Genomic DNA, 12,825 nt, shown 5'->3' on the forward strand with positions numbered 1-12,825 from the left:
GGCATGGAGAGTAACACAACGATAAAAAAACGCGATTCTGTCGCGACCCGGGCGGCCATCTTAGCCGCGGCGCATCAACGCTTTCTACGCGAAAGTTATGACAATGTCGGGTTGCGCGACATTGCCGGCGACGCCCGAGTCGATGTCGCACTGATCAGTCGTTACTTCGGCGGCAAGGAAAGCCTGTTCCGCGAGGTCGTTTCCAACGACGCCCGGCCCAATGTGTTCCGCGAACCGCAAAGCCGCGCCGAACTTCCCGCCTATCTCGCCCGGCTCATGGCGGAAGACGAGGGTGACGATCTGCAGGAACGAATGGAGATGTTCATCATCATGCTGCGATCGGCCTCCTCTCCGAAGGCTGGCGAAATCATCCGCGACCTCGTCCATCTCGACATACTCGGCCCGCTCACCGAATTGATCGGCGGCGATCACGGCGCGCTTCGCGCCAATATGCTGCTCGCCATACTGATGGGCGTCGGCGTCCTGCGTACCATCATGATGGTCGATGACATCAACGATGTCGCCAACCCTGACGAGTGCATGGCTCGGTTCCAGGGCCTGTTCGAAGCGGCGCTAAGCTGCTGATCTTGTGACCGGGGCTAATGCCCCGGCGCCTTGGGTCCATCCATTTCTATCACCCCATTCACGTCGGCCATTCGCGCCAACGCGTTCGCGCGTGCGGCTGCACCGCAAATTGGTTTGATTTATCGCCTGTCAAAGATGCTTGAAATCGTCATACCACTTGTATAGTCCAATGCCGCATAAGACATTCCCCGGGAAGGAACGACATGCTGCTGCGGACGGCTTTAACATTGGCGATCACGGCCGCGGCAGCGCACCCGGCGCTCGCCCGCGATATATTGGTCGCCGACCAGACCCAGTTCAAGGCGGCGGTCAAAGCCGCAAAGGCGGGCGACTCGATCCTTCTCGCCGATGGCGAATGGCGCGACTTTCAGGCCGTCCTCTCTGGCGAAGGCCGCACCGACAAACCGATCACCCTCACCGCACAGACCAAGGGTAAGGTTGTCCTGACCGGCCAGTCGAACCTGCGCCTCAGCGGACGTCATCTGGTCGTATCGGGCCTGATCTTCCGCGACGGCTTCAGCCCGACAAGCGAGGTCATTTCCTTCCGCCGCGATTCCAGGTCGTTCGCGCAAGATTCGCGCATCACCGAAGTGGTGATCGACGGTTACAGCAAGACCGACCGCCGCGCCGAGGATATGTGGGTCGCGCTCTATGGCACCGGAAACCGCGTCGATCATTCGCATTTCGAGGGCAAGACCAACGCGGGCGTTACCCTCGCAGTCATCCGCCGCGCCGGCCAGCCGCTCGATAACCGCCATCGCATCGATCATAATTATTTCGGCCCGCGCCCACCGCTTGGCTCGAACGGAGGCGAAACGATCCGCATCGGCACCAGCGAGGAATCGCTCTCGGCATCGAACACGATCGTCGAACGCAATATCTTCGACCGCACCAGCGGCGAGGTCGAGATCGTCTCGGTGAAGTCAGGCGGCAACATCTTGCGAGAAAATCTGGTGCTGTCGTCACAGGGTGCCTTTGTGCTGCGCCACGGCAACGGCAATCGCGTCGAGCGCAACATCTTCTTCGGCAACAATGTTCCCGACAGCGGCGGCGTCCGCATCATCAACCGCGACCAGACCGTCCGCGACAATTATTTCGAGGGCCTCGCTGGTAAGGATTTAAAGAGCGCAATCAGCGTGATGAACGGCGTTCCTAATTCAGTGATCAACCGCTATCATCAGGTTTCAGGCGCGGTGATCGAACACAATTCAATCGTCGGTAGCGCGCGTATCACCTTTGCTGCGGGCGCCGACGCCGAACGCTCGGCGCCGCCGATCGACAGCCGCTTCAGCCACAATCTGATCGCAGGCGCGAACGGCAGCGACCCGTTTCGCGTCGACGGCGATATCGCCGGCATCGCGCTGGCGGGCAATGTCGAGGCGAAGGTCGCCAAGCCGTTGCTGACCAGCGGCGTCGAACAGCGCGACGTTGCGCTCGTTCGCGCGCCGAACGGCCTGCTCTATCCGACCGACCCCACGCTGGCGAATGTCGGCGCGCCGCGCGATCTGGTGCCGGTCAAGCGCGAGGAAGCAGGTGTGTCCTGGTACCGCTCGGCTGCGGCCGAAGCCGCTTTCGGCGCGGGCCGCACCATTCCCCTCACCGCTGCGGCTTCGCTGGCGGAAGCGGTCACTACTTCGCGGCCCGGCGACACGCTGGCGCTGGCATCCGGCGCTTATGACGTCTTGGCGCCGATCGCGATCCGCCACCGCCTGACCATCGCCGGCCAAAAGGGCGCCAACCCCATATTGCGGCTCGCCACCGGCGGGCTCGCGCGGGTCGAAGCGGGCGGCGGTCTGAAGCTCGAACGGGTCGAGATCGACGCCCGCGCCGCGCGGACGGATGCCGTACTGGTCGCCATCGGCGCCGACGTCGCCCCCAATTACAGCATCGCAATGCATGGCGTCACGGTGCGTGGTCCCGGCGCGAAAGCCCGGATCGACGGCATCACGATGGCGCCCGGCACCTTCGCCGACGCAATCGACATTACCGGCAGCCGCTTCACCGACTTGGCAGGCGCGGTCGTCCTCGGCACCGCCGAGCAAACACCCAAAGGCTGGTATCCGGTCGAACGGCTGACAATCGCCGACAGCCATTTCACGCGCGTCGGCATGGTCGCCGACCTGCTGCGCAAGGGCAGCGACGAGAGCACCTTTGGCCCCTGGTTCGCGATGACCGAATCGCAGGTCACCGACAGCGGCGCCGATGACGCTTCGCTGCGCCTCTCGGGCGTTCAGCATACGGCGATCACCGGCAATGACTTCACCCGATCGGCGCCTGTCACCTTGATCCACTCGGTTGGCACCCCCGACACGCGCATCACCAAGAACCGCTTCATCGCGACCCCCGAGCCCCGGATCGAGGAACTCGCCTATAAGGGGCCGGTCCGCGCAAAACTGTCAGACAATATAGTGGAGGCCCGCCCGTGACCCGCACCCTCGCCCTTTTGCTTGCGGCCGCCGCCGCGACGCAGTCGATGACCGCCCCGGCGCAGACATCCGCTACCGTACCGCAGCCTGCCTATTCGCCCCTGTTCGCGGCCGAAATTGCGCGCGCCAAGTCCGGTGTCGAGGCATCGATCCGTGCGGGTGTGCATGTTCCCGTCCCCAAGGATCCGGGTGGCGGCGTCACCCACGAACAGCATAAGCGCAATTATCGCACGATCTTCGAAGGCGGCCAGTTGTACCGCTTGACCGGAGACGTGCGCTACCGCGATCATGTCCGCGACCTGCTGCTCGCTTATGCCGACCTTTATCCGAAGCTCGGCCCCCACCCCGCCGCCGCCAATCAGGTGCCCGGCCGACTGTTCTGGCAAAGTCTCAACGACAGCGTGTTCCTGGTGAATGCCGCGCAGGGCTATGGCGCGATCCGCGATACGCTGCCCGCCGCCGACCGTACGCGCATCGACGACAATATGATCCGCCCGATGGCGCGCTTCCTGTCCGACGGCTCGCCCGAGGTGATCAATCGCATTCACAATCACGCGACCTGGGCCGCGGCCGGGGTCGGCCTGTCGGGCTATTTGCTCGGCGACCGCGACCTTGTCGACAAGGCGCTGCTCGGTCTCGACAAGAGCGGCAAGGCGGGCTTCCTGCGCCAGCTCGACCTGCTTTTCTCGCCCGACGGCTATTATGCCGAAGGTCCCTATTATCAACGCTATGCACTGCAACCTTTTGTCGTGTTCGCAGCTGCGATTGCGGCCCATGATCCCGACCGCAAAATTTTCGAACATCGCGATGGGATCGTCCTGAAGGCCGTGCGCACCGCGATCGAAGTGACGCATGACGGCAATTTCCTGCCGCTCAACGATGCGATGCCCGACAAGAGCTTGCGCACTGAAGAACTCTATCACGCGGTTGCCATCGCCTATGCCGCGACGAAGGATCCGGCATTCCTGTCGATCGCTGACTGGCAAGGCCGCTCGGTGCTGACGCCCGCCGGGCAAGTGATGGCGTCCGATCTCGCGGCGGGCAAGGCAAAGCCCTGGCCCTTCGCTTCGCGCCTGCTTGGCGACGGCCCCGACGGCGAGCAGGGCGCGCTCGTCCTGCTGCGCACCAAGCCCGATCCGAGGGGGCCGCTACTCGTCGCCAAGAACAGCGTTCAGGGCATGGGCCACGGCCATTTCGATCGGCTCGGCTGGCTCTATTATGACGAGACCGGCGCAGTGGTCACCGATTATGGCGCGGCGCGCTTCCTGAATGTCGAGGCAAAACGCGGCGGACGCTATCTGCCCGAGAATGACAGTTGGGCGAGCGCGACAGTTGCGCACAACACTCTTGTTGTCGATGAACAGAGTCACTTCGCAGGCAACTGGAAAACAGGAGAAAAATATCCCACGCAACAGCTCGCAACCGCGCTCGATGGCCCAACGCGTTACTCGATCGCCGAGATCGGCACGGCGTATAAAGACGTGCGCTTTCGCCGCGCGCTGTTGCTGCTCGACGTCCCCGGCCTCGCCAATCCGTTGACGCTCGATCTGCTTCGCGCGTCGAGCGGCACCAAGCATCGCTACGACTTGCCGCTCCATTTCTCGGGGCATATCATCGACAACGACATCGCGTTCACCCGCAACCTCGCCGAACGGCCGGTGCTGGGGAAAGCCAACGGCTATCAGCATCTGTGGGTCGACGGCGAAGGAACGAAGGCGGGCAAGGCTCGGCTGACGTGGATGCAGGGCAGCCGTTTCTACAGCTATCACATGCTCCCACCCGCGGGCGCCCGCTTCATCGTCGCCGAAAGCGGCGCGAACGACCCCGAGTTCAACCTGCGCCGCGAACCCGCGCTGATCCAGCGCCTCGACGGCGCTGCGGACGCGACTTTCGTCAGCCTGCTCGAACCGCATGGCGAATATGACGCCTCGTCCGAGGCGGTTGTCGCGAGCAGCGCGCGGGTCACCGCGCTCGAGCATCGCCGCGAAGGCGCCGCCGACCTGATCCTCGTCACATTGGTCGACGGGCGGCGCTTCGCCGTTGCGGTCGCCGACGATGTTGCGGCGGGCATCAAGCATAGCGTGACGGTCGACGGCCGCGCCCTCGCATGGACCGGCCCCGTCGGCCGCTTCGACCTCGCCAAAACCGGAGCGAAGAAATGAGCAATATCAAGGGCCGTTTCCGCTGGTGCGTCATCGGGCTGATCGGCCTCGCGACCGTCATCAACTATATCGACCGTAACGCGCTCGCCGTGATGTGGCCCGAAGTGTCGAAGGACATCGGCGCCACGAAGGAAGATTATGCGCTGTTGGTGACGATCTTCATGATCTTCTACGCCTTCGGCCAGTCGCTCTTCGGGCGGATTTTCGACGCCATTGGCACGCGGATGGGCTTTGCTCTTTCGATCATCGTCTGGTCGCTGTCGATCGCGGCACATGCCCTCGTCCGCTCACTGCCGCTGCTCACCGTGCTGCGCGCAACCCTCGGCATCAGCGAAGCGGGCAACTGGCCCGGTGCAACCAAGGCCAATGCACTGTGGTTCCCGTCGCGCGAGCGTGCGCTGGCACAGGGCATCTTCAACGCCGGCGCGTCGCTGGGGGGTATCGTCTCGGCCCCGCTCGTCGCTCTGCTTTTCGTCTATTTCGGCTGGCGCGGGACGTTTCTGGTCATCGGCATCTTTGGCTTCCTATGGCTGCTGCCGTGGCTCTGGTTCTACAAGGCCGATCCCGAAAAGCATCCGGGACTGAGCGAGGAAGAGCGCGAATATATCCTGACGGGCCGCACCGAGGCGGGCCGCGATGAGGGCCGCCGCATCCCGCTGGGCGAGTTGCTGCGCTATCGCCAGAGTTGGGGCGTCATCCTGTCGCGCTTCTTCCTCGATCCCGTGTGGTGGCTCTTCGTATCGTGGCTGCCGATCTATCTCGCCGAAACCTTTGGCTTCGACGTCAAGCAGATCGGCATGTTCGCGTGGGTTCCCTTTGTCGGCGCGATGATCGGCAGCCTGTTCGGCGGCTGGCTTTCGGGACGGATCATCACCGCGGGCGGCGGTGTTCACAAGGCGCGGACGCTAACCATCGCCATCGGCTGTGCGATCATGCTGCCGTCGCTGCTGTTCACCATGGGCGCCAGCGATCCGCTGACCGCAGTGCTGCTGATCGCTTGCATCCTGTTCGGATTCCAGATGGCGATCGGCAACATCCAGACGCTGCCGAGCGACTATTTCGGCGGCGGCGCGGTCGGCAGCCTCGCGGGGATCAGCGGCACCGCCGCGGTCGCCGGGACGCTGATCACGACCTGGCTCGTCCCCGTGCTCACCAAGACGAGCTACGCCCCGATCTTCGCGCTCAGCGCGGCGATCGTGCCGGTCTCCTTCCTCTGTTTCTGGCTGGTCGGCGGTCGCGTCGAACCGGTCACCACCAACCCCTCCAACACCCAAGAATAAGGAAAAAACAGAATGACTCTCCAGGGCAAAACTGCACTCGTCACCGGCGGCGGACGCGACATCGGCCGCTCGGTCTCGATCGCCCTCGCCCGCGCCGGCGCGCGCGTCGCCATCAACTATAACAGCGGCCGCGAAGCCGCCGAAGAAACGCTGGCAACGATCAAGGCCGCCGGCGGCGACGCCTTTCTGATCCAGGCCGATGTCACCGACACCGCCGCGGTCAAGACGATGCTCGCAGAAGTCGGCGTGGCGTTCAGCGGCCGTCTCGACATTCTCGTCAACCTTGCCGGCGGCATGGTCGCGCGCAAGACGCTCAGCGAAATGGACGAAGCCTTCTTCGACCACGTCATGACACTGAACCTGAAATCGGTCTTCCTCGTCCTTCAGGCGGCGCAGCCGTTCCTTGGCGAGGGTTCGTCGGTGGTCAACGTGTCGTCGCAGGCCGGCCGCGACGGCGGTGGCCCCGGTGCCTCGATCTATGCAACCGCCAAGGGCGCCCTGATGACCTATACCCGTTCGATGGCGAAGGAACTCGGGCCACAGGGTATCCGCGTCAACGCCGTTTGCCCGGGCCTGATCGGCACCAGCTTCCATGACATCTTCTCGAAGCCCGAAGGCCGGGCCGCGACAGCGGGCAACACCCCGCTGCGCCGCGAAGGCCATCCCGATGAGGTTGCCGAAACCATCGCCTATCTCGCCTCGCCGGCCGCCAGCTTCCTCGCCGGGGTCTGCCTCGACGTGAACGGCGGGCTGTATTTTTCCTGATTGCATCTAAGGGAGAGGATTATGCGCAGGCTTCTTACCGGGGTCATGGCCGCTGCACTCGCAAGCGGCGCGCAGGCACAGGAGGGCGAGCGCAGCGATGCGCCGCCCCTTCTGCCCTATAAAGTCATTTTGGTCGGCGATTCGACGATGGCGCCGCACAGCGGCTGGGGCGGTGCCTTTTGCGCACAGCATGTGAAATCGTCGGTTGCGTGCCTGAACACAGGACGCGGCGGACGCAGCACACGCAGCTATCGTCAGGAAGGCGGATGGGACATCATCCTCGCGGAGGCGGGCGTTCCGGGCTATCGCGAAACCTATGTGCTCATCCAGTTCGGGCATAATGACCAGTCGACCAAGCCCGAACGCCGGACCGACGAGACAACCGAATTTCCCGCCAATTTGCGCCGCTTCGTCGAAGAAGTGCGCGCGAAGGGCGCGATCCCCGTGCTCGTCACTCCGCTGACGCGGCGCGAGTTCAAGGACGGCAAGCTCAAGAACAGCCTTGCCAGCTGGTCCGATCAGGTGCGCGGCGTCGCCAAGGCGCTCGATGTTCCGCTCGTCGACCTCAACGCGCTCAGCGCGGCACAGGTACAGGAGATGGGCGCTGAAATGGCGACGAAGCTCGCGCAGGAAGCGCCGACCGCCGAGGAGCTGGCCGCTGCCCGCGCCGGAACCACGCTGCCCGCGCGCCCCGCCCCGCCTGCCCCGCCGCCGATCGAGGGCGATGGCGCACGCGGTCAGGTCACGCGCAAATTCGATTACACCCATGTGGGCGACATCGGCGCGGAAGTGACCGCACGACTGGTGACGCAGGGCCTCGCTCGCGTCGCGCCGGGGCTTCGGAGCCAGCTGGTCCGCTAATCGACAAATTGGACTACGCCATTGGCTAGTCCAATTTGACATACACAATTGTTGACAATTTTGTTACGATGCTCAAGTGAATTGGTTAGAACAGATTCGTTTGACCAGGGAGAGACCGAAGTGAATTCTGAGAACAAGACCCGCGTCCGCGCGCTACGCGCCGCCTTCCTGACCGGCGCGGGATCGACCCTCCTGCTCGTCGCCATGCCCGCCGTGGCGCAGGACAGCGCAGCCGCCGACATCGCCGCCCCGAGCGACGAGGGTGACGAAATCGTCGTCAGCGGCATCCGCGCGACGATCCAGGACTCAATCAACGTCAAGCGTCAGGAAACCGCGATCGTCGACGCACTGTCGGCCGACGACATCGGCGACCTTCCCGCGCTTTCGGTCGGCCAGGCGATCCAGACGATTACCGGCGCGACCACCCACCGCGAAAAGGGCGATGCGTCCGAAATCGCGCTGCGCGGTCTGGGGCCCTTCCTTTCAAACGCCACCTTCAACGGCCGCGACGCATCGAACGGCAGCGGCGATCGTTCGGTCAATTTCAACCAGTTCCCGTCGGAACTGGTGAACAATATCAAAATCTATAAGACACAGCAGGCGAGCCTCGTCGAAGGCGGCGTCGCCGGGACGATCGAGATCGGCACGCTTCGCCCGCTCGACTTCGGCAAGCGCCGTCTGCAGGGTGAGATCAAGGCGCAGTACAACCCCTATGGCGACCGCATCGTCGGTGGATCGGGCGGCGTGGGCTGGCGCGGGACGCTGAGCTATGTCGATCAGTTCGCGAACGACACGATCGGCATAGCGATCGGCATGCAGCGCAACGACACCAACAATCCCGAAGAAACCTATGCGGGGAGCAGCACCTGGGTCGCGTGCCGCGCCGACAATGTCGCGACCGGCAATTGCACCGAGCTTAAGCGCGAGGATTATGGCAAGGCCCCCTTCTTCCTCGTCCCCAACGCCTATACCTTCCGTCAGATCAGCGAGACCGACAAGCGCGACGCGGTGTTCGGGTCGATCCAGTGGCGTCCGTCGGACCAGTTCAACATCAACCTCGACGTCCAATATTCGGACCGCACCTATGTCGAGAGCCGCCGCGACCTCAATCTGTCGGAGGGCCGCAATGGCCTGACCAACGTCGAATATGACGAAAATGGCATTGTCCAGCGGCTGAACGGCTTGAGCGCTCTCGAATCCAACGGGTCCGAACTGTCGCGTTCGGAAGAATATCTCGGTGGCGGCCTGTCGATCGAATGGAAGCCGAACGATCGCCTGAAGCTGACGGCCGATGGCAGCTATTCGCGCACCATCCGTTCCGAGGTCGAGCGCAACGTTCGCCTGCGCACCGACCCGATGGACGTCAACGGCGTGCGCACCGTGTTCAACAACATGCGCATCCCCTATACCTATGAAATCCAGCCGGGCAGCTTCGTCCCGACGATTACCATCGATCCGCGCTTCGACCTCAACAATCATGATCTCTTCTGGGACGATGCCCGCTTCCGCCGCGACGAAGTCCGCCGCCATAACGAAATTTTCGCAGGCCGCTTCGACGCCGCCTATGAAATGGACGGTTTCTTCAGCAACATATCGGCCGGTGCTCGCTGGTCACAGCTGACCTACCGCGATTATGACGTCCGCAACGGCGACTTCAATTTCAACCCGGCGATGGCTGAGGACAAGCGCATCAACAATCTGTGCCGCCAGGCCTTTCCGCAGACCGATTATCTGTCGGCCGCAAAGGGCAATGGCATCAACAGCTGGGCGACCTTCGACGTCGACTGCCTGTTCCGCGAATATATGGGTACCGAAGACCCGGGCAACCTCGCCGACACGCGTTCTGACGCCAACCGGGACGTCACCGAACGCACCCTTGCCGGCTACGTGATGGCCGAATATGACGCCGATCTGGGCAATGTGCCGGTACGCGGCAACTTCGGTGTCCGCGTCGTCAACACGCGCGTTGTTTCCAATGGCCTGCGCAGCGGCCTCACCGTGGTGCCGAATGACGACGATCCCAGCAAGATCAACCTCGCCCCCACGGGTGAGTTCGACACGGTGACGATCAAGAGCAGCAGCACGCGTATCCTGCCAAGCATCAACGCGATTTTCGAAGTCGCCCCCGACACCCAGTTCCGCCTCGCGGGTTATCGCGCGATGTCGCGCCCGAACCCGAGCGCGCTCGGTGCCGGTCGCCGGATCACGCCTCGGGACGATAGTCTCGGTTACGACACGATCGAGGAAGCAATCGGCGACATCATGTCCAACGGCAGCCCGCGCCTGAAGCCGCTGATGTCGTGGAACGCCGATGCCGCGATCGAATGGTATCCGAACAAGGACAGCCTGCTGTCGGCGACGGTCTATTACAAGCAGTTCAGCGGCGGTTTCCAGCCGGTCGTCTATGACGAAACCTTCACGATCGACGGCGAACAGATCACCGTTCCGGTGGCGCAGACACGCAACAGTCCCGACAAGTCGCGCATCTATGGCCTTGAGCTGACCGCGGCGACGCGTTTCAGCTTCCTGCCCAAGCCCCTCGACGGCCTCGGCGCGAAGGTCAGCTACAATTACGCCGACTCCAATTTCGAGACCCAGGACATCCGGCTTGGCGACCAATATGATCCAGAAACCGATACGGTATCGCCGGGGCTCATTCCGCCCGCCAATATCTCAGGCTATTCGAAGCATGTGCTGTCGGCGCAGGCCTATTATGAAATCGGCCCGGTGTCGCTGCAGGCGATCTACAATTATCGCTCGAAATATTTCCAGGACTTCGTCGGCGGCAACAGCCAGTTGCGCTATGTCGGGCCGAGCGAAACCGTCGATTTCCGGGCTTCGCTCGACCTGATGAAGGGCGTGTCGCTCCGCTTCGAAGCGCTCAACCTCTTCAACGAACCGAAGTCGACCTATATGCCGATCTATGGAAGCAGCCGCCAATATCATTATTATGGCGCGAAATATTTCATCGGCATCCGGGCGCGGATCTAGGCGCGCGATGCAAGTATCCGTCCTTGGCCCGATCGTGGCGGCGGCTTTGCTGGCAACAGCATCGCCCGCCGCCGCCTCGGACGAGGCGGGACCGGTGCGGATCGCCAAAGACATTCCCTATCTGACGACAGGCGGCAAAGCGTTGCACCTCGACGTCTATGTCCACTCCGCTGCCGCGAAAGCTCCCACCCCCGTCCTGATCCATTTTCACGGCGGCGGCTGGGCCCGCGGCGCGCGGCCCGAAAGCTGGACGGGCTTTCGCCCCTATCTCGCCGCCGGAATGTCGGTGGTAACCGTCCAATATCGCCTCGCCGGTGAAGCGCCTGCCCCCGCCGCGGTGCAGGACGCGCGCTGCGCGCTTCACTGGGTTAGCGCGAACGCAGCAGAATATGGCTTCGACACCAGCCGGATCATCGTCTCGGGCACCTCGGCGGGCGGCCATCTGGCGCTGATGGCGGGATTGCTCTCCACCGACAATGATATCGACCTCGACGCCTGCAAGGCCGCGCCTAAGGCAGCGGCGATCCTCGACTTTTATGGCCCCGCCGACCTGACGGGGGGCGGAACCGTCACCGACGCACGGTCCCCGACGATCGCAAACTGGATCGGCGGCGGGTCAGACGCCAACGCCATGGCGCGCAAAATGTCGCCGATTACCCATCTCGCCCCCGATAGTCCGCCGATCTTCATCGCCCATGGCGATGCCGATCCAATCGTGCCCGTCACGCAATCGATCGACCTGAAACAGCGGCTCGATGCGCTGGGAGTGCCGTCCGACCTGTTCATCGCGATAGGAGGCGGTCACGGCAAATTTCCGCCCGAGCAGAGATCCGCGATGATGAAAAGAGCCATTGCCTTTCTCTGCGGCCGGAAACTGCTTTCCGCCGGCGCATGCCCGGCGCCAGAGGGAATATGAATTTCCCCTTCGTCATGGGCTTCAAACTTGTCATACCTGATTGTATGGACTCCCAAGCAGATAAATGGGGAGATGACTAAACCATGGCCGAACGCCGCCTTTTTGAGGATGTCGCCGACACGATCCGGCGCCTGATTCTCGACGGAACCTATCCGCCGGGAACCCGGTTGCCCGGCGAGCGCGAACTTTCGGAACGGTTCGAGGTCAGCCGCGTCACGATCCGTGAGGCCGAAATTGCGCTGCAAGCGACAGGCTGGATCCATATCCGCACGGGCGCGGGCGCCTATGTTCAGGCGCATCTTCCGGGCGACAATGCCCTCCTCCCCTCGGTCAGCGCGTTCGAGCTCACCGAAGCGCGCTCGCTGTTCGAGGCCGAAGCCGCCGCACTCGCCGCGCCGACCATCTCGGCCGAAACCCTCGAAAAGCTCGAAGCCTTGCTGGAAGCGATGGCCGACACGAATGCCAGCGAGGAAGAAATCAACGTAATCGATCGTGAATTTCACATGACGATCGCCGCGGCCTCGAACAACAAGGCGATCATCCATGTGATCGAAAGCCTGTGGCGGATGCGGCTGGAATTACCCGAGGTGCAGCACAGCCATGCAATGGTGTGCCAGAAGGATGGCAGCATGCGTCAGGCCGAACATGCCGATGTCGTCGAGGCATTGCGCAACCGCGACGGTGCCGGCGCGCGACTGGCCATGCGGAAGCATTTTAACCGGTTGATCGAATCGATGCTCGACGAAACCGAAGAACGCGCGCTGGTCGATTTGCGCCGCCGGGCCGCCGAAAGCCGCGAACGTTATCTGCTCAGCGCCAAAATCGCCTGATGTTCGGAG

Annotated in this window: 9 protein-coding genes; all 9 read left to right on the forward strand. The window is 63.1% G+C overall.

The window, feature by feature from the left end; translation table 11 throughout:
• Positions 1-3 precede the first annotated feature (3 nt).
• The 9 genes from CDQ91_RS04290 (at position 4) to CDQ91_RS04330 (ending at position 12,816) form a co-directional block, all read left to right on the forward strand.
• Complete coding sequence (locus tag CDQ91_RS04290; protein ID WP_088471499.1) at positions 4-585, forward strand: TetR/AcrR family transcriptional regulator; 582 nt, start codon at positions 4-6, stop codon at positions 583-585.
• 227 nt (positions 586-812) lie between these two features.
• The gene (locus CDQ91_RS04295) at positions 813-3,011 is read left to right on the forward strand and encodes a polysaccharide lyase 6 family protein (RefSeq protein ID WP_237245813.1); all 2,199 of its coding nucleotides are present in this window, start codon (positions 813-815) and stop codon (positions 3,009-3,011) included.
• The gene (locus tag CDQ91_RS04300; protein ID WP_237245814.1) at positions 3,008-5,173 is read left to right on the forward strand and encodes a heparinase II/III domain-containing protein; all 2,166 of its coding nucleotides are present in this window, start codon (positions 3,008-3,010) and stop codon (positions 5,171-5,173) included. The genes CDQ91_RS04295 and CDQ91_RS04300 overlap by 4 nt, the downstream gene beginning before the upstream one ends.
• Complete coding sequence (locus CDQ91_RS04305; protein ID WP_088471501.1) at positions 5,170-6,453, forward strand: MFS transporter; 1,284 nt, start codon at positions 5,170-5,172, stop codon at positions 6,451-6,453. The genes CDQ91_RS04300 and CDQ91_RS04305 overlap by 4 nt, the downstream gene beginning before the upstream one ends.
• Positions 6,454-6,465: 12 nt before the next feature.
• Positions 6,466-7,218 carry an SDR family NAD(P)-dependent oxidoreductase gene (locus CDQ91_RS04310; protein WP_088471502.1) on the forward strand — a complete coding sequence of 251 codons (753 nt, stop codon included), beginning with the start codon at positions 6,466-6,468 and terminating at the stop codon, positions 7,216-7,218.
• Between the two features lie 21 nt (positions 7,219-7,239).
• On the forward strand, positions 7,240-8,079 hold the full coding sequence (locus tag CDQ91_RS04315) for a rhamnogalacturonan acetylesterase (RefSeq protein WP_088471503.1): 840 nt from the start codon (positions 7,240-7,242) through the stop codon (positions 8,077-8,079).
• A gap of 120 nt (positions 8,080-8,199) precedes the next feature.
• The gene (locus tag CDQ91_RS04320; protein WP_237245815.1) at positions 8,200-11,070 is read left to right on the forward strand and encodes a TonB-dependent receptor; all 2,871 of its coding nucleotides are present in this window, start codon (positions 8,200-8,202) and stop codon (positions 11,068-11,070) included.
• A gap of 7 nt (positions 11,071-11,077) precedes the next feature.
• Positions 11,078-11,986 (forward strand): alpha/beta hydrolase, encoded by a 909-nt coding sequence (locus CDQ91_RS04325; RefSeq protein WP_158213615.1) that lies wholly within the window; start codon positions 11,078-11,080, stop codon positions 11,984-11,986.
• 83 nt (positions 11,987-12,069) lie between these two features.
• Positions 12,070-12,816, forward strand: a complete 747-nt coding sequence (locus CDQ91_RS04330) for a FadR/GntR family transcriptional regulator (protein ID WP_088471505.1) — start codon at positions 12,070-12,072, stop codon at positions 12,814-12,816.
• Positions 12,817-12,825 lie beyond the last annotated feature (9 nt).

Origin of the sequence: Sphingopyxis witflariensis (assembly GCF_002205635.1) — a bacterium.
In the GTDB taxonomy this organism is placed as follows: domain Bacteria; phylum Pseudomonadota; class Alphaproteobacteria; order Sphingomonadales; family Sphingomonadaceae; genus Sphingopyxis; species Sphingopyxis witflariensis.

Coding starts and splice junctions, on each gene's coding strand:
- CDQ91_RS04290 (WP_088471499.1), top strand. CDS start 4: ATGGAGAGTAACACAACGATAAAAAAACGCGATTCTGTCGCGACCCGG.
- CDQ91_RS04305 (WP_088471501.1), top strand. CDS start 5,170: ATGAGCAATATCAAGGGCCGTTTCCGCTGGTGCGTCATCGGGCTGATC.
- CDQ91_RS04310 (WP_088471502.1), top strand. CDS start 6,466: ATGACTCTCCAGGGCAAAACTGCACTCGTCACCGGCGGCGGACGCGAC.
- CDQ91_RS04315 (WP_088471503.1), top strand. CDS start 7,240: ATGCGCAGGCTTCTTACCGGGGTCATGGCCGCTGCACTCGCAAGCGGC.
- CDQ91_RS04325 (WP_158213615.1), top strand. CDS start 11,078: ATGCAAGTATCCGTCCTTGGCCCGATCGTGGCGGCGGCTTTGCTGGCA.
- CDQ91_RS04330 (WP_088471505.1), top strand. CDS start 12,070: ATGGCCGAACGCCGCCTTTTTGAGGATGTCGCCGACACGATCCGGCGC.